The 26,826-nt window shown below is 74.4% G+C and carries 22 protein-coding genes; 14 read left to right on the top strand and 8 right to left on the bottom strand.

The features are described from left to right. Nucleotides 1–6 precede the first annotated feature (6 nt). The 10 genes from FHS34_RS19290 (at nucleotide 7) to FHS34_RS19335 (ending at nucleotide 11,109) form a co-directional block, all read left to right on the top strand. Nucleotides 7–1,524, top strand: coding sequence for a sugar ABC transporter ATP-binding protein (locus tag FHS34_RS19290; RefSeq protein WP_184966960.1), 1,518 nt, complete (start codon nucleotides 7–9; stop codon nucleotides 1,522–1,524). Continuing rightward, complete coding sequence (locus tag FHS34_RS19295; protein WP_184966962.1) at nucleotides 1,521–2,591, top strand: ABC transporter permease; 1,071 nt, start codon at nucleotides 1,521–1,523, stop codon at nucleotides 2,589–2,591. The genes FHS34_RS19290 and FHS34_RS19295 overlap by 4 nt, the downstream gene beginning before the upstream one ends. After that, nucleotides 2,584–3,555, top strand: a complete 972-nt coding sequence (locus tag FHS34_RS19300; RefSeq protein ID WP_184966964.1) for an ABC transporter permease — start codon at nucleotides 2,584–2,586, stop codon at nucleotides 3,553–3,555. Before FHS34_RS19295 ends, FHS34_RS19300 begins: the two co-directional genes overlap by 8 nt. 102 nt (nucleotides 3,556–3,657) lie before the next feature. Continuing rightward, entirely contained in the window at nucleotides 3,658–4,737 is a 1,080-nt protein-coding gene (rhaS, locus tag FHS34_RS19305; protein ID WP_184966966.1) for a rhamnose ABC transporter substrate-binding protein, read from the top strand. Between the two features lie 117 nt (nucleotides 4,738–4,854). After that, nucleotides 4,855–5,880 carry a LacI family DNA-binding transcriptional regulator gene (locus FHS34_RS19310; protein ID WP_184966968.1) on the top strand — a complete coding sequence of 342 codons (1,026 nt, stop codon included), beginning with the start codon at nucleotides 4,855–4,857 and terminating at the stop codon, nucleotides 5,878–5,880. A gap of 98 nt (nucleotides 5,881–5,978) precedes the next feature. Further along, entirely contained in the window at nucleotides 5,979–7,280 is a 1,302-nt protein-coding gene (locus FHS34_RS19315) for an alpha/beta fold hydrolase (RefSeq protein ID WP_184966970.1), read from the top strand. A 49-nt stretch (nucleotides 7,281–7,329) separates the two neighbouring features. Continuing rightward, nucleotides 7,330–8,073 (top strand): PIG-L deacetylase family protein, encoded by a 744-nt coding sequence (locus FHS34_RS19320; RefSeq protein ID WP_184966972.1) that lies wholly within the window; start codon nucleotides 7,330–7,332, stop codon nucleotides 8,071–8,073. Between the two features lie 71 nt (nucleotides 8,074–8,144). After that, a complete protein-coding gene (locus FHS34_RS19325; protein ID WP_184967218.1) occupies nucleotides 8,145–8,945 on the top strand; it encodes a MerR family transcriptional regulator in 801 nt (266 codons plus the stop codon). After that, nucleotides 8,942–10,171: a glycosyltransferase gene (locus tag FHS34_RS19330; RefSeq protein ID WP_184966974.1), complete on the top strand. Its 1,230-nt coding sequence runs from the start codon at nucleotides 8,942–8,944 to the stop codon at nucleotides 10,169–10,171. Before FHS34_RS19325 ends, FHS34_RS19330 begins: the two co-directional genes overlap by 4 nt. Before the next feature lie 95 nt (nucleotides 10,172–10,266). Then, nucleotides 10,267–11,109 carry a pentapeptide repeat-containing protein gene (locus FHS34_RS19335; RefSeq protein WP_184966976.1) on the top strand — a complete coding sequence of 281 codons (843 nt, stop codon included), beginning with the start codon at nucleotides 10,267–10,269 and terminating at the stop codon, nucleotides 11,107–11,109. Here FHS34_RS19335 and FHS34_RS19340 read toward each other — a convergent pair. Then, the gene (locus FHS34_RS19340; protein WP_184966985.1) at nucleotides 11,071–12,690 is read right to left on the bottom strand and encodes a cytochrome P450; all 1,620 of its coding nucleotides are present in this window, start codon (nucleotides 12,688–12,690) and stop codon (nucleotides 11,071–11,073) included. The two genes, FHS34_RS19335 and FHS34_RS19340, sit on opposite strands and share 39 nt — an antisense overlap. A 119-nt stretch (nucleotides 12,691–12,809) precedes the next feature. Here FHS34_RS19340 and FHS34_RS19345 point away from each other — a divergent pair, with 119 nt between their 5' ends. Further along, nucleotides 12,810–13,418 (top strand): TetR/AcrR family transcriptional regulator, encoded by a 609-nt coding sequence (locus FHS34_RS19345; protein ID WP_184966988.1) that lies wholly within the window; start codon nucleotides 12,810–12,812, stop codon nucleotides 13,416–13,418. Between the two features lie 80 nt (nucleotides 13,419–13,498). Beyond that, nucleotides 13,499–14,224: a DUF2470 domain-containing protein gene (locus tag FHS34_RS19350; protein ID WP_184966990.1), complete on the top strand. Its 726-nt coding sequence runs from the start codon at nucleotides 13,499–13,501 to the stop codon at nucleotides 14,222–14,224. Here FHS34_RS19350 and FHS34_RS19355 read toward each other — a convergent pair. The 5 genes from FHS34_RS19355 to FHS34_RS19375 all read right to left on the bottom strand — a co-directional run bounded on the left by FHS34_RS19355 (nucleotide 14,192) and on the right by FHS34_RS19375 (nucleotide 19,760). After that, nucleotides 14,192–15,436 (bottom strand): lactonase family protein, encoded by a 1,245-nt coding sequence (locus FHS34_RS19355; protein ID WP_184966992.1) that lies wholly within the window; start codon nucleotides 15,434–15,436, stop codon nucleotides 14,192–14,194. The two genes, FHS34_RS19350 and FHS34_RS19355, sit on opposite strands and share 33 nt — an antisense overlap. Before the next feature lie 235 nt (nucleotides 15,437–15,671). Beyond that, nucleotides 15,672–16,742, bottom strand: a complete 1,071-nt coding sequence (locus tag FHS34_RS19360) for a hypothetical protein (RefSeq protein WP_184966994.1) — start codon at nucleotides 16,740–16,742, stop codon at nucleotides 15,672–15,674. Between the two features lie 45 nt (nucleotides 16,743–16,787). Then, nucleotides 16,788–18,041: an aromatic acid exporter family protein gene (locus FHS34_RS19365; RefSeq protein WP_184966995.1), complete on the bottom strand. Its 1,254-nt coding sequence runs from the start codon at nucleotides 18,039–18,041 to the stop codon at nucleotides 16,788–16,790. Nucleotides 18,042–18,246: 205 nt separating this feature from the next. Next, on the bottom strand, nucleotides 18,247–18,741 hold the full coding sequence (locus FHS34_RS19370) for an FBP domain-containing protein (protein WP_184966997.1): 495 nt from the start codon (nucleotides 18,739–18,741) through the stop codon (nucleotides 18,247–18,249). A gap of 347 nt (nucleotides 18,742–19,088) precedes the next feature. Beyond that, the gene (locus FHS34_RS19375; RefSeq protein WP_184966999.1) at nucleotides 19,089–19,760 is read right to left on the bottom strand and encodes a PAS domain-containing protein; all 672 of its coding nucleotides are present in this window, start codon (nucleotides 19,758–19,760) and stop codon (nucleotides 19,089–19,091) included. A 337-nt stretch (nucleotides 19,761–20,097) separates the two neighbouring features. Between FHS34_RS19375 and FHS34_RS19380 the strand changes: the two genes are divergently transcribed. Continuing rightward, entirely contained in the window at nucleotides 20,098–23,313 is a 3,216-nt protein-coding gene (locus FHS34_RS19380; protein WP_184967009.1) for a bifunctional cytochrome P450/NADPH--P450 reductase, read from the top strand. 350 nt (nucleotides 23,314–23,663) lie between these two features. Continuing rightward, nucleotides 23,664–24,953 carry an ROK family transcriptional regulator gene (locus FHS34_RS19385; protein WP_184967011.1) on the top strand — a complete coding sequence of 430 codons (1,290 nt, stop codon included), beginning with the start codon at nucleotides 23,664–23,666 and terminating at the stop codon, nucleotides 24,951–24,953. A 179-nt stretch (nucleotides 24,954–25,132) separates the two neighbouring features. On the opposite strand, the gene FHS34_RS19390 is transcribed toward FHS34_RS19385, so the two are convergent. Next, on the bottom strand, nucleotides 25,133–25,435 hold the full coding sequence (locus FHS34_RS19390) for a hypothetical protein (RefSeq protein WP_225817510.1): 303 nt from the start codon (nucleotides 25,433–25,435) through the stop codon (nucleotides 25,133–25,135). 40 nt (nucleotides 25,436–25,475) lie between these two features. After that, nucleotides 25,476–26,507 (bottom strand): SDR family oxidoreductase, encoded by a 1,032-nt coding sequence (locus tag FHS34_RS19395; RefSeq protein ID WP_184967013.1) that lies wholly within the window; start codon nucleotides 26,505–26,507, stop codon nucleotides 25,476–25,478. Nucleotides 26,508–26,826: the final 319 nt, after the last annotated feature.

Here is a 26,826-nt window from a genome sequence, read left to right on the forward strand (position 1 = left end):
GCCCCCATGACCCACCCGCCTGACACGGGACCGGCCCCGGTGCTGGCGCTGAAGGGCGTCTCCAAGTCCTTCGGGGCCGTACGCGCCCTCAGGGACGTCTCCCTGGAGCTGCTGCCCGGCGAGGTGCACGCACTCGCCGGTGAGAACGGCGCGGGCAAGTCGACGCTGATCAAGACCCTCGCCGGAGTGCACCGCCCGGACGCCGGACAGGTGCTGCTCGACGGCGAGCCCGTCGTCTTCCACGGTCCCGGGGACGCCCGTGACGCCGGCGTCGCCGTCATCTACCAGGAACCCACGCTCTTTCCCGACCTGTCGATCGCCGAGAACATCTTCATGGGCCGGCAGCCCAGGCGGGCCCTCGGCCGGATCGACCACAAGGCCACCCGGGCGGCGACGGCCGCGCTGATGGAGCGGCTCGGCGTCGGCCTCGACCCCGACCGGCCCGCCCGCGGACTGTCCATCGCCGACCAGCAGATCGTGGAGATCGCCAAGGCGCTGTCCTTCGACGCCCGGGTCCTGATCATGGACGAGCCGACCGCGGCCCTCACCGGCAGCGAGGTCGCCCGGCTCTTCGGCGTCGTGCACGCCCTGCGCGCGCAGGGCGCCGCCGTGCTGTTCGTCTCCCACCGGCTGGAGGAGATCTTCCGGATCTGCCAGAAGGTCACCACGCTGCGGGACGGCGCCCGGATCGCCTGCGAGGCCCTCGCCGGGATGACCGAGGACGACCTGGTCCGCCGCATGGTCGGCCGCGAACTGGCCGAGCTGTATCCCGAACGGCGGGCCCGGGCCGGTGAGGTCGCACTGGGCGTGCGCCGGCTGACCCGTGAGGGCGTCTTCACCGACGTCTCCTTCGAGGTGCGGTGCGGCGAGATCGTCGGCCTCGCCGGACTGGTGGGCGCCGGCCGTACCGAGGTCGCCCGGGCCGTCTTCGGCGTCGACCGCTGGGACGCGGGCGAGGTCGAGGTCGCCGGGCGCCGGCTCCCCAGGGGCGCGCCGTCCGCCGCGATGGCGGCGGGGGTGGCCCTCGTGCCGGAGGACCGCCGGGCCCAGGGGCTGGTGATGGACCTGTCCGTCGAACGCAACATCGGCCTGACCGGCCTGCGGACGACCGCCCGCGCGGGGCTGATGAACCGGGGCGCCGAACGCAGCCGGTCCCTGGACTGGGCGGTGCGGCTCCAGGTGAAGTACGCCCGGATCGCGGACGCCGTCTCCACCCTGTCCGGCGGCAACCAGCAGAAGGTCGTCCTCGCCAAGTGGCTCGCCACCGGCCCCAAGGTGCTCATCGTCGACGAGCCGACCCGCGGCATCGACGTCGGCACCAAGGCCGAAGTGCACCGGCTGCTCGCCGAGTTGGCCGCCGGCGGAGTGGCCGTCCTGATGATCTCGTCCGACCTGCCGGAGATCCTCGGCATGGCCGACCGGGTCCTCGTCATGCACGAGGGCCGGATCAGCGCCGAGATCCCGCGCGCCGACGCCACCGAGGAGAGCGTGCTGGCCGCCGCCACCGGGAGGGCCGCCGCATGACGGTGACCACCAGGGACGACACCCCCGTCACCGAAGTACCCCGGTCGAGCGGCACCCGGCTCGTCGAGCGCGTCCTCAGGATGCGCGAACTCGCCGTCCTGGCCGTCTTCCTGGTGATGATCGCCGTCACCCAGGCGGGCAACAGCGAGTTCCTGTCCGAGCAGGGCGTCAAGGACCTGCTCCTCAACGCGACCATCCTGGTGCTGGTCGCCACCGGTCAGTCGCTGGTCGTCCTCACCCGCAACGTCGACCTGTCCGTCGGCTCCACGCTCGGGATCAGCGCCTTCGCCGCGGGCACCTGGCTGCACGGCGGCGGGAGCGCGGCCGTCGCGGTTCTCCTCGCCGTCCTGCTCGGCACCGGCGCCGGGCTGCTCAACGGTCTGCTCGTCAGCCTGGGCCAGGTCCCCGCCCTCGTCGTCACCCTCGGGACCCTGTACATCGTCCGGGGTGTCGACTCCCTCTGGGTCGGCTCCCGCCAGATCACCGCGGCCGACCTCCCCGACGGCTTCGTCGACTTCGGCTCCGGCGGCATCTCCGCGATGCCCTGGCCGGCGCTGGTCGCCCTGGCCGTGCTCGTCGCGACCGGGTACTGCCTCAAGCACTTCGGCGGCGGGCGGGAGCTGTACGCCCTCGGCTCCAGCCCGGAGGCGGCCCGGCTGGCCGGGATTCCGGTCCGCAGGCGGATCCTGACCGCGTACACCGTCTGCGGCGCCCTCGCCGGTCTGGCGGGGGCGATGTACCTGGCCCGGTTCGGCAACGTCGACTCCGGCACCGGCACCGGCTACGAACTCACCGTCGTCAGCGCCGTCGTGGTCGGCGGCGTCGCCTTCACCGGCGGCTCCGGCAGCGTGTACGGCGCCGCCCTCGGCGCCCTGCTGCTCACCTCGGTCAACAGCGTGCTGCCCGCGCTGGGCGTCAGCTCCGTGTGGGTGCTCGCCATCAACGGCGTCCTGCTGCTGCTCGCCATCGCCGCCGACCGGATCGTGGCGCTGCGGGTGGCCGCCGCCCTGAAGAAGAAGCCGGCCCCCAGGAGGACCGCCATGGCGAAGGAGAAGCCCGGTGCCTGAGTCGCTCACCCGCGCGATCCGCTGGGACACGGTCGTCGGCGCGCTGCTGCTCGTCCTGCTCCTGCTGTCGTCCGGCCTCGTCGACGGCTTCGGCAATGCCCTCAACCTGTCGTTCCTCATCGGCAACACGCTCCCGATCGCGCTGATCGCCCTGCCGATGACGCTCCTCGTCGTCGCCGGGGAGATCGACCTGTCGGTGGCGTCGACCGCCGGGCTGTCCGGGGCGGTGATGGGCAGGCTGTGGAACGAGGGCATGGCCATCGAGACGATCATCCCGCTGTGCCTGCTGCTGGGGGTGGTGTGCGGGCTGGTCAACGGCCTGCTGGTGACCCGGCTCGGGCTTCCGTCGCTCGCGGTGACGATCGGCACGCTCGCCGCCTACCGGGGGGTCGCGCAGATCGTGCTCGGTGCCGACGCGGTGACCGACTTCCCGTCGCAGTACCTGGACTTCGCAGCGGGCCGCCTAGGTGACTCCTTCCTGCCGCGGGCCTTCCCGCCCTTCCTGGTGCTGCTGGTGATCGCCGTGGTCGTGCTGCACGCCACACCGTTCGGGCGGTCGCTGTTCGCGGTCGGGGCGGGGGAGGAGGCGGCGCGGTTCGCCGGGATCCGGGTGAAGCGGACCAAGCTGCTGCTGTTCGTCGCCACCGGGCTCATGTCGGCCCTGACGGGGATCTTCTGGGCCCTGCACTACGCCAGCGCCCGCTACGACAACGCCACCGGGCTCGAACTCTCGGTCGTGGCCGCCGTGCTGCTGGGCGGGATCGACTTCGACGGGGGCAGGGGCACGCTGGGCGGTGCGATCGCCGGGGTGTTCCTGCTCGGGGCGCTGCAGAACGTCATGAGCCTGCGGGACGTCTCCGCGCAGTCGCAGATCGTCGTCACCGGTGTGCTGCTCGTCCTCTCCGTGCTCGGACCGCGGGTGGCCCGGCAGATCGCCGTTCTCCGGGCTCGGTCGTCCGGCTGACCACCGTCTCGCGGCCGGCCGCGCCCGCGCGGCGGCAGCCGCATGCCCTCCTGTAGCCCCGCCCCTGAGAAGGGGCCACACCCCCTGCAAAGGACCCTCGTCATGCCGGAATCCGTCATCCGCCGCTCCTGCGCCGCCCTCGCCGCCGGCACCTCCCTCGCTCTCGCCCTCACCGCCTGCGGCGGCACCACCAAGGACGACGTCAAGGCCGACAACGCCTCCGCCGCCACCGCAGGCAAGGCCGACCCGAACGCGGCCACCAAGAAGGGGCTGACCGTCGGTTTCCTGCCCAAGCAGGTCAACAACCCCTACTTCACCAGCGCGGACAAGGGCGGCCGGAAGGCGCTCGCCGAACTGGGCTCCCGGTACAAGGAAGTCGGTCCGTCCAGCGCCACCGACACCGCCGGGCAGGTGAGTTACGTCAACACGCTCACCCAGCAGCGGGTGGACGCCATGGCCGTGTCCGCGCAGGATCCGGGTGCGCTGTGCACCGCGCTGAAGCAGGCGATGAGCAACGGCGTCAAGGTCGTCACCTACGACTCCGACACCGAACCCGGCTGCCGCAACGCGTTCGTCTCGCAGGCGAGTGCCGAGGACCTGGGCCGTACGGAGGTGCAGCTGCTCGCCCGGCAGATCGGCTACCGGGGCAGGATCGCGGTCCTGTCGGCCGCCCAGACCGCCACCAACCAGAACACCTGGATCGGCTACATGAAGGACGAGCTGAAGGACCCGAAGTACAAGGACGTCGAGCTCGTCAAGATCGCCTACGGCAACGACGACGCCCAGCAGTCCTTCCAGCAGACCCAGGGCCTGCTCCAGGAGCACCCGGACCTGAAGGGGATCATCGCGCCGACCACCGTGGGCATCAAGGCGGCCGCCCAGTATCTGTCGGGGTCCAAGTACAAGGGCCGGGTCAGGCTGACCGGTCTCGGTACCCCGAACGACATGCGCAAGTACGTCAGGAACGGCACCGTCGAAGCCTTCGAACTGTGGGACCCGGCCGCACTGGGCGACCTGGCGGCCCGGACCGCGGTCGCGCTGGCCTCCGGGCAGATCACCGGCAAGGAGGGCGAGACGTTCCAGGCCGGGAACGCGACGTACACCATCGGCGAGGACGGCGTGATCAATCTGGGCAGGCCGACCGTGTTCGACGCGAAGAACATCGACCGGTTCGACTTCTGACCGGCTCGGCTCGGCACGGCCGTCCCGGCGCCCGCACGTGGCGGACTTCGCCCTGTCGGCGTGACGGTAATGTGAAGGTCGTCCCGCCGCCCTCGTTCCCCGGAGGTCCAAAGCCCGATGGCCCAGTCGGTGGGTATCAAGGATGTCGCGCGTGCCGCCGGAGTGTCGGTGGGCACGGTGTCGAACGTCATCAACCGCCCGGACACCGTCGCCGGAGAGACCCGCGCCCGGGTGCTCTCCGCGATCGACCGGCTCGGCTACGTCCGCAGCGAGTCGGCGCGCCAGCTGCGGGCGGGCCGCAGCCGGATCATGGGGCTGCTCGTGCTCGACATGGGCAACCCGTTCTTCGTGGACGTGGCGCGCGGCGCCGAGCGGGCCGCGCGGGAGGCGGGGCTCGGCGTGATGGTGTGCAACAGCGCGCAGAACGCGGCCGAGGAGGCGGAGTACCTGTCGCTCTTCGCCGAGCAGCGGGTGCGGGGCGTACTGCTCACCCCGGCCGACGCCACCGGCCGCAACATCGAGACCTTCCGCCGGCACGGCATCCCGTTCGTGCTGGTCGACCGGGTCGCCGAGGGCACCACCGAGTGCTCGGTCTCCGTGGACGACGTCGCGGGCGGCGCGCTCGCCGTCCGCCATCTGGTGGACGCCGGGCACCGCTCGATCGCGTACGTCAGCGGTCCGCCCGGACTCAACCAGGTCCGCGACCGGCGCACCGGCGCGCTGTCCGCCCTGACGGAGGCCGGACTGGGTCCCGAGGCGCTGCGCGAGCTGCCCACCGAACGTCTGGACGTGGCCGCCGGCCGGGACGCGGGCGCCCGCCTGCTCGGCCTCGCGGACCGTCCCACCGCCGTGTTCTGCGCCAACGACCTGCTCGCCCTCGGCGTTCTGCAGGCCCTGTACGCGGCCGGCGTGAGCGTCCCGGACGAGCTGGCGATCGTCGGCTACGACGACATCGAGTTCGCCGCGGCCGCGGCGGTACCCCTCACCTCCGTACGCCAGCCCGCCGTCACCCTGGGCGCCCTCGCCGCCGAACTGCTCCTGGAGGAGACCGAGCAGGGCGAGGGCGGACGGCCCCACGAGCACCGCCGGGTGGTGCTCCAGCCGGAGCTGGTGGTGCGCCGCTCCAGCCTGGTCGGGCGCTGACCCGAAGTTCAGTAACAATCCATGATCCCGGGGCTCCGCCCGGGCTCGTTCCTGTGCTGAACTGGGACGCGTCCGTGCCGTCCGTCCCGGGAGCCCCGTTGAGTCACAGCTACCGCCAGCCCGGCGTCGTCCTCACCGACCGCCACTTCACCGTGCCCCTCGACCACGCCGACCCGGGCGGCGAGACCATCGAGCTGTACGCCCGCGAGGCGGTGGCGAGCGACAAGTCCGGGCAGGACCTGCCCTGGCTGGTGTACCTCCAGGGCGGCCCCGGGTTCGGAGCGAATCGTTTCGTCGGACGTCAGGCGTGGCTCGACCGGGCCCTGAAGGAGTTCCGCGTCCTGCTGCTCGACCAGCGCGGCACCGGCCGCTCCACCCCCGCCACCCGGCAGACACTCCCGCTGCGTGGCGGCCCCGCCGCCCAGGCCGACTACCTCACCCACTTCCGCGCCGACTCCATCGTCCGCGACTGCGAGGCCATCCGGCCCCGGCTCACCGGCGGCGCCCCGTGGACGGTGCTCGGCCAGAGCTTCGGCGGCTTCTGCACGGTGTCGTACCTCTCCCTCGCCCCCGAGGGCGTCCGCACCGCGATCGTCACCGGCGGCCTGCCCTCCCTGCACGCCCACGCCGACGACGTCTACCGCGCCGCCTACCCGCGCATCGAGCGCAAGGTCGCCGCGCACTACGCCCGCTACCCGCAGGACGTGGAACGGGCCCGCCGGATCGCCGACCACCTCCTCGGCCACGACGTGGTGCTGCCGAACGGCTACCGCCTCACGGTGGAGGCCTTCCAGTCCCTCGGCCTGATGCTCGGCACCGGCGACGGCAGCCACCGGCTCCACCACCTGCTGGAGGACGCCTTCGTCCGCGCCGCCGGCGGCCCGGAGCTGTCCGACGCCTTCCAGGAAGAGGCGCAGGCCCTGCTGTCGTACGCCTCGCACCCCCTCTACGCCCTCGTCCACGAGTCGATCTACGGCCAGGACGTCCGCCCCACCGACTGGGCCGCCGAACGCGTCCGCGCCGAGTTCCCGCAGTTCGACGCGGCCAAGGCGCTCGCGGGCGACGGACCCGTGCTCTTCACCGGCGAGACCGTCCACCCCTGGACGTTCGACACCGATCCGGCCCTGCGGCCCCTGCGCGAGACGGCCGAACTGCTCGCCGCCCGCACCGACTGGCGCCCGCTGTACGACCCGGCGCGCCTCGCCGTGAACGAGGTCCCCGTCGCCGCGGCCGTCTACCACGACGACATGTACGTCGACACCGCCCACTCGCTGGGGACCGCCCGCGCCATCCGCGGCCTGCGCACCTGGGTCACCGACGAGTTCGAGCACGACGGCCTGCGCACGGGCGCGCCGCGCGTCCTGGACCGGCTGCTGGCCCTGGCCCGGGACGAGGTCTGACCCCGCGCCCCGACCGGGCGCGCGCCGGTGTGCGCGTAGTGTGCCGCCCATGACCGAGGCGAAGATCACCGAGCTGCTGCCCCTGCCCGACGACTGGCGGCGCGCCCTGGCCGTGGTGGCCCACCCCGACGACCTGGAGTACGGCTGCTCGGCGGCCGTCGCCGCCTGGACCGACGGCGGCCGCGAGGTCGCCTATGTGCTGGCCACCCGGGGTGAGGCCGGCATCGACACCCTGGACCCCGCCCGCTGCGGCCCGGTGCGCGAGCGCGAGCAGCGGGCCAGCGCGGCCGTGGTCGGCGTCGACACGGTGGAGTTCCTCGACCACCGGGACGGCGTGATCGAGTACGGCCCCGCGCTGCGCCGCGACATCGCCGCCGCGATCCGCCGTCACCGCCCCGAACTCGTCATCACCCTCAACCACCGTGACACCTGGGGCGGTGTCGTCTGGAACACCCCCGACCACGTCGCCGTCGGCCGCGCCACCCTGGACGCCGCGGCCGACGCCGGCAACCGCTGGATCTTCCCCGAACTCGCCGAGCAGGGCCTCGAACCGTGGAACGGCGTCCGCTGGGTGGCCGTCGCCGGCTCCAGCGCCCCGACCCACGCCGTCGACGCCACGCCCGGCCTGGAACGGGCGATGCGCTCGCTGCTCGAACACCGCACCTACCTGGAGGCGCTGACCGAGCAGGAACCGGAGGCATACGTCCGCGACTTCCTGACCGAGACCACCACCGCCACCGGGAAGCGCTTCGGCGGCCGGCCCGCGGTGTCCTTCGAGCTGTTCGGCCGATAGCCGGCACCCTGCCGAGTTGACCCTCCCCCTACGTCAGGCTCAAGGCTGTGAGCGGACGAAAGGGCGGGCGGATGGGCTACTCGGTCGGGCAGGTCGCGGCGTTCGCCGGGGTGAGCGTGCGGACGCTGCACCACTACGACAAGGCGGGGCTGCTCTCGCCCGGCGAACGCAGCCCCGCCGGCTACCGCTTCTACAGCGACGCCGACCTGGCCCGGCTGCAGCAGATCCTCTTCTACCGCGAACTGGGCTTCCCGCTCGAGGAGATCGCCGTCATCCTGCGCGACCCGGGGGCCGACGCCCTGCACCACCTGAGGGAGCGGCAGCGGCGGCTGCGTGAGGAGATCGCCCGGCTGGAACGCCTCGCGGAGGTGGCCGAGCAGGCCATCGAGGTGCAGCGGACCGGGGTGGCGCTCACCCCCGAGGAACGCTTCGAGGTCTTCGGCGAGATCTCCTTCGACCTCAGCTACGCCACCGAGGCCCAGCTGAAGTGGCGGGACTCGGCCGCGTACCGCGAGGCGATGGCACGGGCCCGGGCCCACACCAAGGAGGACTGGCGGCAGCTCATGAACGAGGCCGCCGCCTGGCGGGCCGAGCTGCTCGCCGCCTTCGACGCGGGCCGGCCGGCCGACGGCGAGCGGGCCATGGACCTCGCCGAGCGCCACCGCCGCCACCTGAGCCGGTGGTTCACCCCTTGCACATCGGACACGCACCGGCGCATCGCGGACGACCTCGCCGCCGATCCGCGCGCCTTCGCCCTCCTCGTCCCGCCGTCACAGCAACGTCCCGGCCTCGCCGCCTATGTGAGCAAGGCGATCCACGCCAACGCCTCCCGCCGTGACGGCTCCCGCACCGATCCCGAGGAGCACCCATGAGAATCCTGATCGCCACGGCCGGATCCCGCGGCGACGTCGCGCCCTACACCGGCATCGGCGCCGGACTGGCCCGCGCCGGGCACGAGGTGACGCTGGCCGCCACCGGCGGCTTCGCCTCCCTCGTCCAGGACGCCGGCCTGGGCTTTCGGCGGCTGCCCGCCGATCCGCGGGCGCACGGGAAGGCCGGCGGCCGGCGCGAACTGATGCGCACGGCCGCGGGGTTCGTCACCGAACTCGGCCGGGGATTCGCCGACGCCGTCGCCGACGGCACGGACCTGCTCCTGCTGTCGGCCACCACGGCCCAGCTCGGCTGGCACCTCACCGAGGCCACCGGCATCCCGAGCCTCGGCGTGTACCTGCAGCCGACCGCACCGACCGGCGACTTCCCGCCCGTGGTCACCGGCACCCGCTCGCTGGGCCGGGCCGGCAACCGGGCGGCGGGCCGGTTCGCCCTCCGCATGGCCGACCGTGTCTACGAGCCGGCGGTCGCCGCGCTGCGCCGCCGCCTCGGGCTGCCGCACCTGTCCGCCGCGGCGATGCGCCGGCGCCGGGAGGAGGCGGGCTGGCCCGTGCTGCACGGCTTCAGCACGGCCCTCGTGCCCCGGCCGGCCGACTGGCGGCCCGGACTGGAGGTCGCCGGCACCTTCTGGCCCCACGTCGGCTCCGGTGAACGGCTGCCCGCCGCCCTGGAGGACTTCCTCGTGGCCGGACCCCGCCCCGTCCTCGTCGGCTTCGGGAGCATGGCGTCCGGAGAGGGGGAGCGGCTGAGCGAACTCGCCGTGCACGCGCTCCGGCGCGCCGGGCTGCGCGGCATCCTGCAGTCGGGTGCCGCCGGGCTCTCCGCCGAGGGGGACGACGTGATCACCGTCGGCGAGGTGCCGCACGCCCTGCTGTTCCCGCGGCTGGCCGCGGTCGTCCACCACGCCGGGGCGGGCACCACGGCCGCCGCCCTGCGCGCCGGAGTGCCGGCGGTCGCCGTGCCGGTCACCGCGGACCAGCCCTTCTGGGCCGCCCGGCTCGCCGCGCTCGGTGCCGCCCCCGAGCCGATCCCGCTGCGCGCCCTCACCGCCGAACGGCTCGCCGTCGCGCTCGATCTGGTCACGAGCCGGCAGACGTACGCCCGGGCCGCCGCCGGGGCCGCGCGGCACATGGCCGGCGAGGACGGGGCGGGCCTCGTGGCCAAGGCGGTCGAACGTCTGGTCCGGGCCCCCGGCACCCCGGTCTGACGGGTGCCGCGCGCGTCGCCCGGTCGCACGGGGTCCGTCACCGTGCCGCGGGCGGTGACGGGCGGGGCGGCGGTGCAGGTCAGTAGGCTGTGGGCATGCCGGACCAGATAACCGACCCCTCCGACCTGCGCGGCGACTGCGCACAGTGCTTCGGGCTGTGCTGTGTCGCCCTGCCCTTCGCCCGCTCCGCCGACTTCGCGCTGAACAAGCCCGCCGGCAAGCCCTGCCCGAACCTCCAGGGCGACCACCGCTGCGGCATCCACGCCGACCTGCGGCAGAAGGGATTCAGCGGCTGCACGGTCTACGACTGCTTCGGCGCCGGTCAGAAGGTCTCCCGGATCACCTTCGGCGGACAGGACTGGCGTACGGGCTCCAAGGAGGACGCCCGCCGGATGTTCGACGTGTTCCCGGTCGTACGGCAGCTGCACGAACTGCTGTGGTACCTCACGGAGGCGCTGGGCCTGCCCGCCGCCCGCCCCGTCCACCCCGAGCTGCGGAAGGCGCTGGAGCGGACCGAGCGGCTCACCCGGGGGACCCCCGGGGAACTGGCCGCGCTGGACGTGGCCGCGCACCGGCAGGAGGTCAACGTGCTGCTGCTGCGCACCAGCGAGCTGGCCCGGGCCGGCGCCGGCGGCAAGGGGAAGGGCAAGGGCAAGGACCGGCGGGGCGCGGACCTGATCGGCGCCCGTCTCAAGGGCGCCGACCTGCGCGGGGCGAGCCTGCGCGGTGCCTGTCTGATCGCCGCCGACCTCACCGGAGCCGATCTGCGCGGCGCGGACCTCATCGGCGCCGACCTGCGCGACACCGACCTGACCGACGCCGACCTCACCGGCGCCTTCTTCCTCACCCAGCCGCAGGTCAACGCGGCCCGGGGGAGCGCCGGTACCCGGCTGCCGGAGTCAGTCGGCCGACCGGTGCACTGGACAGCGGGAGGCTGACGCCGGGGGCGCCGCTTGTGTGGCCGCGCCGTGCGTGGGCCGTGACGCGCCCTCGTCCGTCCGCGGTTCCGTCGTGGCCGCTCGCGCGGCCCGCGCCCCTTCGTCATGCTCCTCGCCGGCCCCGCTCGGCGGTACCGGCCGCCGTTCCAGCCGCAGCCGCAGGCCCTCCGGCATCAGCGTCAGGCGCTCGGCGACGGTCAGCCGGTAGCCGGGGTCCAGACGCAGCTCGTAGCGGCGCAGCAGCAGGCCGAGGACGAGGGTCGCCTCGTGCAGGGCGAACTGGCGGCCGATGCAGGCCCGCGCGCCGGTGCCGAAGGGCTTGAAGGTGTGCGGCGGCCGGGCCCGGACCGCCGCCGCGGTGAAGCGGTCCGGGTCGAACCGCTCGGCGTCCTCGCCCCACACCTCCGGTTCGCGGTGCAGCATCGGCGTCAGCACCAGGGCCCACGCGCCCCGGAGCATCGGATGGTCCCCGGCGAGGACGGTGTCCTGCCGGGCCTCGCGGGCGAAGGCCGGCGCGGTCGGCCACAGCCTCAGCGACTCGTCCAGCACCCGGCGGACGTAACGCAGCTTGGCGACCTGCTCGTAGCCCGGCAGCGGGGTGTCGCCCCAGACGCGGTCCACCTCGGCGCGGGCCCGGGCGGCGATCTCGGGATGCCGGGCGAGGTAGTAGAGGGCGAAGGAGAGCGCCCCCGAGGTGGTCTCGTGGCCCGCGACCAGGAACGTGATCACCTGTTTGCGGACGTTCTCCGCGGACAGCTTCTCGCCGGTCACCGGATGCGCGGTCGCCAGCATGCGGTCCAGCAGGTCCCCCTCGCCGCCGCCGGACCGCCGCCGGGCGGCGACCAGGCCGTCGACGGTGCGGTTGAGGTGGTCCATGTCGGCCGCGTTGCGCCGGGCGGCGGCGCGCAGCAGCAGCGGGGCCAGCGGCCCGGGCACGCTGTTCAGCCGCTGCGCGTAGGTGAGCGTGCCGACCATCGCCGTGACGAAGGGGTGCGGCCGGTCCCGCTCGAAGGAGCCGAAGTCGTGCCCGAACCCGGTCCGGGCGATCGTCTCCAGCGTCAGCCGGGTCATGTCCCCGGGCACGTCCACCGTGTGCCCGGCCGCCTGCCGCCGGTCCCAGTGGTCGGTGAGCCGGCCGGCGACGGCCAGCATCATGCCGTGGTAGCCCGCCATGGCCTCACGGCTGAACCCGGGTGCGAGGACGTCGTGGGCCAGCTGCCAGTTGGGCTCGTGGTTGTAGGCGGTGAACAGGCCGTCCCCGGCCACCGGCCGCAGGTTGGCGACGCCCAGTCCGACGTGCTTGGCGAACCGCGACTCGTCGGCGAGGTCGGCGGCGAGCCGCGCGCCCCACACGAACACGAACTCCTTGCCGAAGGCCCGCCGCCGGTAGATCGGGCCCAGCGCCCGGGCGAAGCGCATCGAGTCCTGGAGGGGCCGGTGCCGGTCGGCGCCCAGCACATCGCCGAGCAGCGGCACCCGGTGCGGGGGATGCGGGATGCGGTGCAGCTCGGGCCAGCCCTGCTCGGCGCTCCGGAATCCCTTGGGCAGCCCGGCCTCCGTGGTCTGCGTCGTCGCGGCCATGACGCGATCTCCCTTGATCCAGCGGATGGTTGGAACGGTGGCGCCGTGTTGTACGTGGGTTCAATAACGTGTTTCCAGTGTCGACCTGTTGTTGAACCGACGTCAAGTAGAGTGACGGCATGCCCGCGAACCAGGGGGAGCGCGCCCGGCGCCGGCTCAGCACCGAGGAGCGGCGCGAGCAGTTGCTGTCGGTCGGCGCGCGGCTGTTCTCGGAGGACCCCTACGACGAGGTCCGGATCGAGCAGGTCGCCGAGATCGCGGGGGTCTCCCGCGGGCTGCTGTACCACTACTTCCCGACCAAGCGGGACTTCTTCGCCGCCGTCGTGGAGCGGGAGAGCGCCCGCATGCTGCGGATGACGGCGGCCGAGCCCGGTGTGCCGGCGCGCGAGCAGCTCACCGCCGGCCTCGACACCTACCTCGGCTACGTCCAGGCCCACGCCCACGGCTTCCGCGCCTTCCACCGGGCCGACGCGGCCGGCGACCAGGCCGTGCGCCGGGTCTACCGGCAGGCCCTGGCCGCGCAGGAGAAGCAGATCCTGGCCGCGCTCGCCGCCGACCCCGAGTTCGGGCCGGCCTTCGCGGCCGCTCCCGAGGTGCGCCTGGCGGTGCGCGGCTGGCTCGCCTTCACCACCGCCGTCTGTCTCGAATGGCTGCGCGGCGAGGGTGAGTTGGGTCGCGAGCAGGTGCGCGACCTGTGCGCCCGCGCCCTGCTGGGTGTCCTCGCGTAACCCTGTCCGCCGGTGCGGAGTGGTTGGCGCGCGCCCGGATCTCCGATAGGTTAGGCAAGGCTTACCTAAGGAGGCCCGGGATGGGTGACAGGCAGGACTGGACGGCCGCCCCCGGCGCGGCGGAACGGGCGCGCTCGGTGCCGGCCACCGCGTGGTCGTGCGCGGTGACCGCGGACGGCGTGCGCGAGGAGTACGTCGGCGCGCACACCGTGACCGAGGACGGCGCGGTACGGCTGGCGGTACCCGACGACAGCGGCCTGTTCGCGGCGGCCCTGTGCGCCCCGCGCCAGGAGCCCTCCGCCCTGCTGGAGTTCGCCGACGTGGCCCCTGTACCCGTGCGCAACCGCATCCGCGCCCGGCTCTGGCTCTCCGGCTGGTTCGCCCCGTCCGGGGGCGCCCTCCTCTTCCGGCCCACCCGGGTGGTGCTCCGGCAGGCCTCCGGCCCGGTGGTCGTCGACCTGGACGAGTTCACCACGGCCCGGCCCGACCCGCTCGCGGATGCCGAGGCCCGGCTGCTCACCCACCTGGCCGACGCCCACCCGGACGCCGTCGAGCGGCTCACCCGTCTGGTGCGCCCCGAGAGCCTGCACGCCGCGACCCGGGTGGTGCCCCTCGCGGTCGACCGGCACGGACTGACCCTGCGCATCGAGCGCACCCGCGCCCACGGTGACGTCCGGCTGCCCTTCCACACGCCCGCCGACGACGTCACCCAGCTCACCGAGCGCATGCACGCCCTGCTGGCGCAGGCCGGTGCCGCCGGCTGCCCCCGCGCGCTACAGCGGCAGCGCGCAGACGGCGACGGGTGACGCGAACGGCTCGCCGCCCAGGCGGAGTCCGCCGCCGTCCGGATCGACATGGAAGACGGTGACCGTGCCGGAACGCTGGTTCGCCGCGAACAGCAGCCGGCCGTCGGGCGAGAACGCGATCTGCCGCGGGAAGTCCCCGCCCACCGGCACGGTGCCGAGCAGCCGCAGCCGGGCCCCGTCGGCCTCGACGGCGTACCGCGCGAGGCTGTTGTGCCCCCGGTTGGCGAGGAAGGCGTACCGGCCGTCCGCCGTCACCAGGATCTGCGCCGGATAGTTCGTGCCGCCGTCCGACCCCGTCGGCCGAGGCTCACCGATGTCCAGCCGGCCGGACCGCGGGTCGTAGGCGCACACGGCCACGGTGTCGTCCACCTCGTTGGCCAGATAGGCGTACCGGCCGCCCGGATGGAAGGTCAGATGGCGGGGACCGGCGCCCGGCCGCGTGTGCGCCCGCGCCACCTCCGTGAGCGTGCCCTTCCCGGGATCGAGGCGATAGCTGTAGACGGTGTCGGTGCCGAGGTCCACGGCGAGGACGTGTCCGCCGTCGGGGCCGGTGACGAACTGGTGGGCGTGCGGGCCCCGCTGACCGGGGCCGGGTGGCGGGGAGCCGTGCGTGACCTGGTCGGTGCGCTCACCCAGGGCGCCCGAGGCGTCGATGGGATGCACGGTGACACTGCCCGAGCCGTAGTCGGCGCTCAGCAGCCAGCGTCCCGTGGGGTGCACCGACAGATGGCAGGTACCCGCGCCGCCCGTGCTCCGCGTACCGAGGACGCGCCGGTCCGCCAGGCGTACGGCCGTCACCCCGCCGTCCTGCCGCTCGTCCACCGCGTAGAGCGTGCGGCCGTCCGGGTGCACGGCGAGATACGACGGGTCGGGGACCCCGGCGAGCGTGCCCGACCCGGTGATCCGGCCCGACTCCGGGTCGTACGACGCCAGGCCGATCCCGGTGCCGCCGCCCTCGACGGAGGTGTAGGTGCCGAGGTACAGCGGGCGTGGCCCGGACGGCTTCCGGGACGGCGCGGCCGCCCTCGGCCCGCTCTCCGTGGACGGCGACGGTGTGCCCGCCGGCGGGGCAGCGGGGGACGGCACCGCCACGACGGCCGCCGCGCCGGCCGCGGCCCCGACGAACCGGCGCCTGGTCCAGCCGCCACCGTGCCGCCGCTCCCGCCGGGGCGCGGGAGATCCCTCTCCCGCCGCCCGTGCCTCCGTGTCCATGCCGCACCTCAGGTCGTCGGTCGCCCCGCTCGTGACAGACACCCTGGCCCGCGCACACCCTGAAGGGCAAGAAGGGCAACGAGCGTTGCGCAGGAAGCAACCCGTGGGGAGGTTCTCGATCAGCCGCCCGGCGCCCGCGGCGCCCGCCGGTGACCGCGAGGCCGAACAGGACGAGTCCGCGGGCAGGCGGGTCGAGGCGGCCGGGGCAGGGGGACGGGGGCCGGACCGGACGGCCCTACCAGTCGCCGTCCTCGACCGGCTTGCCCGGCGCGTCCTTCAGCGGCGTCACCTGGCCGGTGGAGGGGTTCTGCCACGGGTCCAGGTCGTCCCCGAGCCACTCGCCGACCGGCTTGACGCTCCCCAGGGTGTCCGTCGGGGCGAGGTCCTCGGCATCGTCGTCGTAGTAGTCGTACCAGGGCAGGCCCGCCCGGGTGTACGCCGCCCGGTCCACCGGCGACGGCGGGGGCGCCTCGCCGGTGATCCGGCGCCACTCGGGGGGAGTCACCAGGTGGACGAACACCCGCCCGGCCGGTTCTCCGGCCCAGTCCTTGAGCGACCGGTCGTCCCGGTAGACCTCCTGCCGCATCGAGCCGCCGACGCCGAGCCCCATGGCCGCGGCGCGCCGCGGGGCGGCGGCCGGCGGCGGAGGCGCGCCGAAGGCCATGGCGGGCGCGGGCGGCGGCGACCCCGGAGGGCCGCCGGGGGCCGGCGCGGCCACGGGCGCGGCCGCGCCGTAGCCGCCGAACGCCGCGGCCTGCCGCTCGCGCTCCCGGCGCCGCCACTCGGCGAGCACCTCCTCCTTCAGCGGGAAGGACTGGAGCTGCACCCCGCCCCACACCTCCTCACCGGTGACCTGCCCCTCCACGGTCGCACCCAGCCCCAGCGGCACGGCCACGAACTGGCGGACCGTGCCCTTGCCGGAGTTGATGCCGTCCAGCCAGGGCTGGCGGGGGAGCACCACGTAGTTCTGCGGGCGCCGGGACAGCCGGTTGCGCCACGGCTTGCCGGACACCGCGCACACCTTGCCCACGCCGACCTGGAGCGCGGCCGGCTCCGTCGTGCCGGCGAAACTCAGCCACATCGCCTCGCGCAGATACACCGGCAGCATCACGCCGCCGCGCTCCCGCCACTCGTCCGGCACCCGGTCGGCGAAATCGGCCACCCGCCGGACCGGGAACTCGCCCAGCCCCGGCGGCAGCGGATGCGTCCCGGTCTCCGGGAGCCGCAGCGTCCGCACGAACCGCACCACCACCCCGCCCGGCAGCCGCAGGCTGTTCCCGTCGATCCGGACCCCGGAACCGCTCATCGGCCCGACCTCTCGCTCCCCGCGCCGGCCGCCCCGGCGCCTCCCTCACCGATAACGCTCACCGAAGCCCGCGTGGTTCCGCCACAGCTCCTCCTGGACGCCCAGCCGGTCGCGCAGCCGGGCCATCCGGGGCAGCCTGGCCCGCTGCTCGCGGGAGACCCGGTCGAGTTCCTCCAGCAGGCGGCGGGTGCGGTGCTCGGTGTCCAGCTCGTCGATGATCCGGGTCGTCTCGGTCAGTACGGCGCCCAGCAGCTGCCAGTTCGCCCAGTCCTTGCCGATCTCCTCCCGGAGCAGCTCGGCCAGCCGGTCCCGGGTGCCGGCCGCCGTGTGCAGCTCGGCCGTCAGGCGTGCCTCCGCGGACTCGGCGTTCTCGCTCAGATGGGTGGTCACCAGCACGGCGAAGCTGACCACCGCGTCGGCGATCTCCGACAGCAGCTGTTCCACGGTGGCCCCCACCCGGGGCGGGAACAGTTCCTCGGCCCCGCGGGCCTTCGCCAGGTCCGTGAACGAGCGGGCCAGCACCCGCAGCACCACCGTGCAGATCTCCAGCGTGTCCAGACCGGTGCGCAGCACCACCCGGTGCAGCAGCCCCTCCTTCACCCGCGGATTGAGCCGCAGGCTGTCCTCGGCCTGCCGCAGCGCCGCGTCGACCCGCACGATGTCGTGATCGAGCCGGCGTGCCTCGTGCAGCCGCTCGGCCGCCCGCTGCCAGGGGATCCGGCTCGCGGCCTCCTCGCCCATGCGGAGCATCAGCTGGCGCACCCGCCGCGCCAGGTCCTCGATGGACCGGCCGGCCGCGTCCACCCACACCGGGGGCGGCAGCAGCAGGTTGCAGGCGGTGCCGACGACCGCGCCGATCAGCGTCTCCACGATCCGTGCCCAGGCGGTGAACCCGACCGTGGTGACGCCGAGCACCAGCATGGCGCTGATCGCCACCTCGGCCACGTACTCGTCGACCCGCACCAGGTGTCCGACGGCCAGCGCGGCGACGATCAGCAGCGCGAGGCTCCACCAGGTCAGCCCCACCAGCACGCTGAAGGCGATGGCGACCAGCACGCCGGCGACCACCGAGTTCACCCGGCGGATGCCGTTGGTGAGCGTGGCGTAGAAGGTCACCTGGACGACCAGCAGTGCGGTCAGCGGCGCGGTCAGCGGGGCCGGCTCGGGGCTCAGCCGGAGCGCGATGACGTAGGCGACCGTGGCGGCCGCGGCCGAGCGCAGTGTCTGGACGACCACCGGTTCCCGGCGACGCCGCACCAGGCGCAGCGCTCCCGTGGTCCACTTTCGTACGTCGAGCATCCCTTGGCCTGTTCCCATTCCTCGGGTGCATCGAACGTCGCTATTTGCGGACTGTTTCCGACCGTAAGTGTTCGCATCGGGGCAGGTGGCCGGAGTCACGCCCGCCACTGCGGCCTTCGACGGGTCGGTGACGGCCCGGCTGCGCGGCCGATATCCGGCCACCCGCGAGGTCACGCGCGACGGCGACCCCGGTGCCGGGCGGCGGTCACACGTACAGCTTGTCGACGAAGGCGTACAGATTGCGCCTCGTCCGGGCGATCTGCTCCTCCAGGGTCAGGCTCTCCTCGAACCGGGTGCCGGACTGGGGCACCTTCCTGCCGCGCACGTACAGCGAGCACGCCAGGTCCGTGCACATGTACAGCCCGACCGAGTTGCCCTCCCGGCCCGCCGCTCCCGCCTTCCGGGCGGTCATCAGCGACACCCCGCCGCCGGGATGCGTGGTCAGGCAGACGGAGCACATGCTGCGGTGCAGGAAGCCGCGCTGCGAGGCGGGGAAGCGCAGGGCGACACCGGCGGGCCGGCCGTCCCGTTCGGTGACCAGATAGCTGCGGTCGGGGGCCCCGGGATCGCGCCAGCCGAGGAAGTCCAGGTCGTCCCACGGGCGTTCGCCGAGGTCGCGCGGGACGGCCAGCCGCTTGGCCTCGCCCTTGGAGCAGTTGATGAACGAGTTGCGGATGTCCTGCTCGGTGAGCGATCTCATGGGGAAGGGTCCTTCCGGATTCCGTGGCCGGTCTGCCTAGGAGCTCTAGGCAGAGGGCTATCGTATTTAGCCAGAGAGGGACGGGCCAATGGATTTCCGGCACGGGCTGTGCCGCAGCGCCCCCGGCGGCGCTGGACCAGGTCACGGCGCGAGCGTCCGGCCCCCCGCTCGAACCCGCCCTGCGCCTCACCCTCGACTTTCACCCCGACCGCGCCTCCACCGGCCTGCCGATCCTGGAATCCCCGGCCCGGGACGGCGGGGCACCGCCGGCCGGAGCCGAGGCCGGGGTGGGGGCCGGAGTCGGGGTGGAGCTGGGGCCCACGGGGTTCACGGGAGGTGGGTGATGGTTACTCCTCGTCTCCCTCGGCGGGGGTCGCTCGCGGGGGCCACACCCCGGGGGTGAGGACGCCGCAGGCGTAGGCGCGGGCGACCAGCTCGGTGCGGTTGGCCGCGCCCCACCGGGCCGACAGGCGCCGCAGGTGGTACGTCAGGCCGTCCCCGCTGAGGCCCAGCTCGCGGGCGGCCCGGGCGGTGGTCGCGCCCCCGGCCAGCAGGACCAGCACCTGCCGCTCCACCGCGCTGGCCCGTACCGGCTCCAGCGCGCCGGCCCGCACCGGCTCCGGCGCGGGTGCCGGGCGCTCGTTCAGCACGCGCAGCATCACCAGCAGCGCCGGTGTCTCCTCCACGCTGTCGCTCACCGGATCCGCCGTCAGCTCCCCGTACCGCTCGGCTCCGCCGGGTGCCCGCCAGCACACCGACACCTGGTAGCGGGAGCGGTGCCGCAGCCGCAGCGCCTCGACGATCCGCTCCACCTGGGTGGCCTCCTGCGGACGGAACAGCTCCAGCACCTGCCGGCCGCGCAGCCGGCCCGGGGTCGTATCGCACTCCGCGGCCATCGCCGGGTTCGCCAGCGCCACGAGGCCGTTCACATCGCACACCGCGACCGGTACCGACACCCGGTCGAACACCATGAGCGCACGGTTGCGCCACACCACCGCGTCGGCCTGCCCCGCTTCCATGTCACCTCCCGATCGGTCGGCCGCCCGCCATCAAAGAGGAAGCCACAGGTCAGCGGCAACTCGACGGGGCGGCCGGCAGCGCCTCGTACGGCCCGGCAGACGCCCGGCGCGAAAGTACGGCCCGCCCGCACGCACGGCCCGCCGCAAGGCACCGCCCGCCCCAGCGCACGGTCCGTCCGCACGCGCGGGGCGCCCTGGTGTGGACCGGTCGGCCCGCGCAAGCCCCGCCACCCACTTTCCACTGCACGATCGTGTAGTGCCACGGCCCGGGCACGGCCCGCCCGTCGACCACCCTGGAAGCCGTACGCCCGCTTCCGCGAAAGGCAGTTGTCGCGTCATGCCCCCCACCGCACTGCACCCCGAACCGGCCGGCACCCTGCCCGGCGTCCCCGTCGTGGACATCACCGCCACCGGCCCGGGCCGCACCCCCGTCCAACAGGTCATGGAACTGATGCGGGCCCACGGCCCGGTGCTGGTGCGCCGGCTGCACGGCCGGGACGCGCTGTTCGTCGCCGACACCGACCTGGTCGCCGAGCTGGCCGACGAGGAGCGGTTCGCCAAGCACATCGGGCCCGCCCTGGAGAACGTGCGGGAGTTCACCGCCGACGGCCTGTTCACGGCGTACGACGACGAGCCCAACTGGGTGAAGGCGCACGACATCCTGATGCCCGCCTTCGCGCTCGGCTCGATGCGCACGTACCACCCCGTGATGGTGAAGGTGGCCCGGCGGCTCATCGGCTCCTGGGACCGGGCGGCGCGCGCCGGACAGCCCGTCGACGTGCCCGAGGACATGACCCGCATGACCCTCAACACCATCGGTCTGGCCGGCTTCGGCTACGACTTCGGCTCGTTCGAACGCGACGAGCCGCACCCGTTCGTGGAGGCGATGGTCCGCTGCCTGGAGTGGAGCATGACCCGGCTGGCCCGTGTGCCGGGCCAGGACCACTCGGCGGCCGACGCGGCCTTCCGGGCGGACGCCGGCTACCTCGCCGGGGTCGTGGACGACGTCATCGCCGCCCGCACCGGCACCGACCAGAGAGGCGCCGAGGACCTGCTCGGGCTGATGCTCAGCGCCCCGCACCCGGCCGACGGAACCACCCTGGACGCGGCCAACATCCGCAACCAGGTCATCACCTTCCTGATCGCCGGCCACGAGACCACCTCCGGCGCGATGTCCTTCGCCCTGTACCACCTCGCCAAGCACCCCGCCGTGCTCCGGCTCGTACAGCGCGAGGCCGACGCGCTGTGGGGTGACACACCCGACCCCGAACCGACGTACGACGACATCGGCCGGCTCACCTACACCCGCCAGGTCCTCAACGAGGCGCTGCGGCTGTGGCCGACGGCCGCCGCGTTCAGCCGGCACGCCCGCGAGGACACCCTGCTCGGCGGCCGGATCCCGCTGCGCGCCGGCCAGGCCGTCACCGTGCTCGCGCCGATGCTGCACCGCCGGCCCGTCTGGGGCGACAACCCGGAGCTGTTCGACCCCGAACGGTTCACCCCCGAAGCCGAGGCGGCCCGCCCCGTGCATGCCTTCAAGCCGTTCGGCACCGGTGAACGCGCCTGCATCGGACGGCAGTTCGCGCTGCACGAGGCGACCATGCTGCTCGCCCTGCTGGTCCACCGCTACCGGCCGCACGACCACGCCGGCTACCGGCTCACCGTGAAGGAGACCCTCACCCTGAAGCCGGAGGGCTTCACCCTCACGCTCACCCCGCGCACCCCGGACGACCGCCGCCACGCCCCGCTGCCCGGCGCCGCCCCCGCCCGGTCCGCCGAGACCCCGGTCCCGGACACCCTCCCGGCCCGGGTCCGCCCCGGCACCCGCGCCCTCTTCCTGCACGGCAGCAACTACGGCACCTGCCGGGACTTCGCCGCCCGGCTCGCCGACGAGGCCGCGGCCGCCGGCTGCGCCACCGAGGTCGCCGCCCTGGACGCCTACGCGGACGGCCTGCCCACCGACCGGCCCGTCGTCATCACCGCCGCCTCCTACAACGGCCGCCCCACCGACGACGCCGTCGCCTTCACCGCCTGGCTCGACGGCACCCCCGACCTGACCGGCGTCACCTACGCCGTCCTCGGGATCGGCGACCGCAACTGGGCCGCCACCTACCAGCAGGTTCCCACCCGCGTCGACGCCCGGCTCGCCGAACTCGGCGCCACCCGGCTCACCGACCGCGCCGCCGCCGACGCCTCCGGCGATCTCACCGGCACCGTCAGGGAGTTCACGGCCCGGCTGCGCACCGCGCTGCTCCAGCAGTACGGCGACCCGGACGCCGGGACCGGCACCCCGGCCGAGCCCGCCCGTGCCTACACGGTGCGCACCCTGACCGGGGGCCCGCTGGACGCCCTCGCCGAGCGGCACGGCCTGGTCCCGATGACGGTCACCGAGGCGTACGACCTCACCGCCCCGGACCACCCCCGCACCAAGCGGTTCCTGCGCATCGCCCTGCCCGAGGGCGTCACCTACCGCACCGCCGACCACCTGACCGTGCTGCCCGTCAACACCCCGGAGCTGGTGGACCGCGCCGTCGCCGCGTTCGGCCTCGACGCGGACGCCGTCCTGGACATCCGGGCCACCCGCTCCCACGGACCGGGGGCGCCGCGAGCGGGCGGAGCCGGCCACGGGGGAGAGCTCGCCGTCGACCGACCGCTGACCGCCCGCCAACTCCTGACGCACTACGTCGAGTTGCAGGAGCGCCCGGCGGAACGGCAGCTGTCCCTCCTCGCCGAGGCCAACCCCTGCCCGCCGGAGCGGGCCGCCCTCGCCGCCCTGACCGCCGACGATCCGCGCACCCTGGTGGAGCTGGCCGAGGACCACCCCGCGCTGCGCGGCGCCCTCGGCTGGCCGATCCTGCTCGACCTGCTGACCCCGCTGCGCCCCCGCCACTACTCCATCTCCTCCGCGCCGGCGCCCGGCGCCCGGCACGCCGACCTCATGGTGTCCGTGCTCGACGCCCCCGCCCGGTCCGGCCGGGGCAGGTACCGCGGCACCGGCTCCGGCCACCTCGCCTCGCTGCGGCCCGGCGACACCGTGTACGCCCGCGTCCAGCCCTGCCGCGAGGCGTTCCGGATCGACGGCTCGGCACCGGTCGTGATGGTCGCCGCGGGCACCGGACTCGCGCCGTTCCGGGGCGCCGTCGCCGACCGGCTGGCCACCCGCCGCGCGGGCACCGAACTCCCCCCGGCGCTCCTCTACTTCGGCTGTGACGCCCCCGACGCCGACTATCTGCACGCCGACGAGCTGCGGGCCGCCGAGCGGGCCGGCGCGGTGTCCCTGCGCCCCGCCTTCAGCGCCGCCCCCGAGAACGGCGCCGCCTTCGTCCAGCACCGCATCGCCGCCGAGGCCGAGGAGATGTGGCGGCTGCTCACCGCCGGGGCGCGGGTGTACGTCTGCGGCGACGGCGCCCGCATGGCACCCGGTGTCCGCGAGGCGTTCCGTACCCTGTACCGGGAACGCACCCCCGGCGCCGACGAGACGGCCGCCCAGAGGTGGCTCGACGCGCTGGTGGCGGACGGGCGCTATGTGGAGGACGTGTACGCGGCGGGCTGAGGGGCGCGGGAGGGGCGCGGTGGGTGAACCGGAGGAGCGCGCGCGGCGGATCCCGGACGTGGGCGGATCCCGGACGCGGGGGGCTCACCGCCCGTCCGGCCGGCCCCGGCACGCCCCGCGACGGTGACCGCGACGGTCCCCCCCCCGGTGGCCGGCGCCGGTGGATCCGGCAAATCGTCGCCCTCGGACGGGCCGCCCCGCCGGCCGGCATCCACCCCCGTCCGTCTCCACCCCCGTCCGTCTCCACCCTCCTCTTTGCTCACAGCGTGAACTAAGGTGTGTGAAAATGTCGCGTCCCGCTGCCCGAAGGGGTATGTTGCAGGTCGGGCACGGTTCGTGAAGGGAGCAACATGGCGGGGCGCAACGGGCGCACGGTACGCGACCTGAGACGAGGCAACCGCACGGCGGTGCTCCAGCGGCTGTATTTCGACGGCCCGCTCAGCCGTTTCGAGCTGGGCCCGGCCACCGGACTCAGCTCCGGGTCGGTCAGCAACGTGGTCGCGGACCTGATCGCCGACGGCCTGGTCGAGGAGGCCGGCAGCGTCGACTCCGACGGCGGCCGGCCCCGCACTCTGCTGCGCGTCGCCCCGCGGAGCGGCCAGATGATCGGCGTCGACGTGGGCGAGACCCGTGTCCGCGTCGAGCTGTTCGACCTGGCCCTGACCGAACTCGCCCGCGTCGAGCGCCCCCTGACACCGCAGGGCTACGACGCCGAGGTCATCGCCCGCCACATCCGCGACGGCGTCGCCGAGGTGCTCACCGCCGAAGAGGCCGCGCCCGACCGGCTGCTCGGCGTGGGCATCGGCGTCCCCGGCATCGTCGAGCACACCCCGGACCGGGGCGCCGTCGTCCACGGGCAGACCATCGGCTGGGACGCGGTCCCGCTGGAGCGGCTGCTCCGCTCGGCCTCCCCGCTCCCCGAGGAGGTGCCGTACTTCATCGACAACGGCGCCAAGACCCTCGGCCAGGCGGAGATGTGGTTCGGCGCCGGGCGCGGCGCCGACAACGCCGTGGTCGTGCTCTTCGGCTCCGGTGTCGGCGCCTGCCTGGTCACGCCCGAGGTGGAGCACGGGCGGGCCGTGGAGTGGGGCCATCTGACGGTGCGGGTGCGCGGGCGCCGCTGCCGCTGCGGTGCCCCCGGCTGCCTGGAGGCCTACGCCGGTGCCGAGTCGCTGCTCGCCCGCTGGCGCGAGGAGGGCGGCCGGCCGCCGGAGGACACCGACGAGGAGACCGCGCTCACCGCGATGCTCGCCGCCGCCTACCCGCCCGAGGGCACCGCGCCCGACCCGGTCGCGCTGGCCGTCCTGGAGGAGACCGCCGAGTACCTCGGCGCCGGGCTGTCCGACCTGATCAACCTCTTCCAGCCCGAGCGGATCCTGATCGGCGGCTGGGCCGGGCTCCAGCTCGGCACCCGCTTCCTGCCCGCCGTCCGCCGGCACGCGGCGACGTACGCGCTGCGCCACCCGGCCGACAAGGTGACCATCGACCTCGGCCGGCTCGGCCCGGACGCGGTGACCGTCGGCGCGGCGATCCTGCCGCTGGCCGAGTTCTTCGCCGGCGGCGGCCGACGCCCCGAACCGGCCGCCGAGGACCGCCCGCCCGCCTGGCGAGCGGCCCTGCGGCAGCGCGCCCCGCACTGAGCACGACCGCGCCGCCGTGGGGCGGGGTTCCGGCTACAGGTCGATGACCCGCGCCCCGCACTGAGCACGACCGCGCCGCCGGGACCGTGGTCCCGGCCGCAGACCGACGGCCCCCGGCCGGTAGCGAGCGCCCCCGCGCTCCACCGGAAGACGGGGGCCGCCCGCCACGGGCCCCGGCCCTAGTCCGACGGCTCCTGCGGAGCCGGATGCTCGGGATGCACGGTGCCCGCGCGGGGCGCGCCGCTCGGACCGCTGCCTGCCTCGTCCGGGTCGGGCACGGCCTGCTCGTCCTGGTCGGGCGCGGTCTCGTCGCCCGGGTCGGGCGCGGTGTCCTCTTCCGGTTCGTCGCCGGCCGGTGGCCTCGTGGCGACGTCCCACGGGTCCGCGCCCCGACGGGCCTGCTGATCGGGCATGTCCCTGGGGACCGGAGCCCCGCCGGATCCGGAGCCGCCACCGGATCCCCGCTGCCGCTGCATGGCCATGGTCTGGTTCACTCCTCCGTCGCAAGGGGGCGCGGCCGGCTCAGCCGACCTTTCGCCCGCGCATCGGTTCCGTCTCCATGCCGCCGCCCTGCCGCAGGCCCTCCAGGAACTCCTGGAGCACCTCGGTGGAGGAGCGCCGGGGCCGCCAGCCCAGCTCGGTGTGCGCCCGCGTGCAGTCCATCAGCGGCAGCCGCAGCACCGCGTCGAACAGGTGCGGGGAGGCCGGCAGCAGGTGCAGTCCCCAGGCGGCGGCGATCGCCGAGCGGGCCGCCGTGCGCGGCAGCCGCACCGGCCGGACGCCGAGCAGCCCGGCGAGCACACCGGCGTCCAGCGGAGGATCGGCGGCCAGGTTGAAGGCGCCCCGGGCGGTGTCCGAGTGCACCGCGAGCCGGTAGGCCTCGGCCGCGTCGTCCGTGTGCAGCGCCTGCACCCTCAGGCCCGGGACGTCCGGCAGGAACGGCAGCAGATCCGGCCGGGCCAGCGGACCGGGCAGGAAACGCCCGCCGAAGATGCGCCGCTGCTCGCTCGCCGACTGCCACTTGAACAAGAACGCCGGGCGCATCCGGACCACCCGCACCTCGGGGTGGTCGCGCTCGAACACGTCCAGGGTGCGCTCCAGGTAGGCCTTCTCGCGGCAGTACGCGGCGTCCGGCCAGCCGTGCGTCGGCCAGGACTCGTCCACCGGGTGGTCCTTCGGCCCCGGCGAGTACGTCCCGACGGACGAGGCGTGCACCAGCACCGGCACCCGGGCCGCGGCGACCGCCTCGAACACCCGGATGCCGCCGAGCACATTGGTCCGCCAGGTGGTGGCCGGATCGTGCGTCGGCTGGAACGCCCAGGCCAGATGGACAACGGCGTCCGCGCCCTCGAACCGCTCGGCCAGGTTGTCCTGGTCCGAGGCCAGGTCGACGGCGGACCACTCGGTCTTCGCCGGCGACCAGCCCGGTATCCGCCGGGCGAGTCCCCGCACCGACTTGACGCCGGGATCCTCCGAGAGCAGACGTACGACACTCGTACCGACATTGCCGGTGGCGCCGGTCACGACCACCCTGCTGCCCGCTGAGCTGCTCACGTTCGGCTCCTCTCGTCGGCACGGCGGAGGCCGCGACGAGCGGCCGGGTACCCGGAGGCCCGGCCGGCACACGCGGCGTCGTCCGTGCGGCGGCATGCGGAGAGCCCCGGCCGTGACGGGGGAATCACGGCCGGGGCGGCCAGGTGGTGGGCACGGATGGCGGTCGCCTCTCGGCGAATGGCTCCACAGGGCTTCAGCCGGACGATCGTCCCTGTGGGCGGAAGGTGAGGCCCGGGGACTCTGTCCCATCCGCACCCACGGTTGGTTCAACGGGCAACCACATCCCGGTGTTCCGCTCCCGTCCGTGACCCGCGTCACC

Origin of the sequence: Streptomyces echinatus (genome assembly GCF_014203595.1) — a bacterium.
In the GTDB taxonomy this organism is placed as follows: domain Bacteria; phylum Actinomycetota; class Actinomycetes; order Streptomycetales; family Streptomycetaceae; genus Streptomyces; species Streptomyces echinatus.

Coding starts and splice junctions, on each gene's coding strand:
- FHS34_RS19310 (WP_184966968.1), top strand. CDS start 4,855: ATGGCCCAGTCGGTGGGTATCAAGGATGTCGCGCGTGCCGCCGGAGTG.
- FHS34_RS19290 (WP_184966960.1), top strand. CDS start 7: ATGACCCACCCGCCTGACACGGGACCGGCCCCGGTGCTGGCGCTGAAG.
- FHS34_RS19325 (WP_184967218.1), top strand. CDS start 8,145: ATGGGCTACTCGGTCGGGCAGGTCGCGGCGTTCGCCGGGGTGAGCGTG.
- FHS34_RS19370 (WP_184966997.1), bottom strand. CDS start 18,741: ATGAGATCGCTCACCGAGCAGGACATCCGCAACTCGTTCATCAACTGC.
- FHS34_RS19390 (WP_225817510.1), bottom strand. CDS start 25,435: ATGGCCATGCAGCGGCAGCGGGGATCCGGTGGCGGCTCCGGATCCGGC.
- FHS34_RS19355 (WP_184966992.1), bottom strand. CDS start 15,436: ATGGACACGGAGGCACGGGCGGCGGGAGAGGGATCTCCCGCGCCCCGG.
- FHS34_RS19360 (WP_184966994.1), bottom strand. CDS start 16,742: ATGAGCGGTTCCGGGGTCCGGATCGACGGGAACAGCCTGCGGCTGCCG.
- FHS34_RS19385 (WP_184967011.1), top strand. CDS start 23,664: ATGGCGGGGCGCAACGGGCGCACGGTACGCGACCTGAGACGAGGCAAC.
- FHS34_RS19380 (WP_184967009.1), top strand. CDS start 20,098: ATGCCCCCCACCGCACTGCACCCCGAACCGGCCGGCACCCTGCCCGGC.
- FHS34_RS19375 (WP_184966999.1), bottom strand. CDS start 19,760: ATGGAAGCGGGGCAGGCCGACGCGGTGGTGTGGCGCAACCGTGCGCTC.
- rhaS (WP_184966966.1), top strand. CDS start 3,658: ATGCCGGAATCCGTCATCCGCCGCTCCTGCGCCGCCCTCGCCGCCGGC.
- FHS34_RS19330 (WP_184966974.1), top strand. CDS start 8,942: ATGAGAATCCTGATCGCCACGGCCGGATCCCGCGGCGACGTCGCGCCC.
- FHS34_RS19335 (WP_184966976.1), top strand. CDS start 10,267: ATGCCGGACCAGATAACCGACCCCTCCGACCTGCGCGGCGACTGCGCA.
- FHS34_RS19340 (WP_184966985.1), bottom strand. CDS start 12,690: ATGGCCGCGACGACGCAGACCACGGAGGCCGGGCTGCCCAAGGGATTC.
- FHS34_RS19320 (WP_184966972.1), top strand. CDS start 7,330: ATGACCGAGGCGAAGATCACCGAGCTGCTGCCCCTGCCCGACGACTGG.
- FHS34_RS19365 (WP_184966995.1), bottom strand. CDS start 18,041: ATGCTCGACGTACGAAAGTGGACCACGGGAGCGCTGCGCCTGGTGCGG.
- FHS34_RS19295 (WP_184966962.1), top strand. CDS start 1,521: ATGACGGTGACCACCAGGGACGACACCCCCGTCACCGAAGTACCCCGG.
- FHS34_RS19350 (WP_184966990.1), top strand. CDS start 13,499: ATGGGTGACAGGCAGGACTGGACGGCCGCCCCCGGCGCGGCGGAACGG.
- FHS34_RS19345 (WP_184966988.1), top strand. CDS start 12,810: ATGCCCGCGAACCAGGGGGAGCGCGCCCGGCGCCGGCTCAGCACCGAG.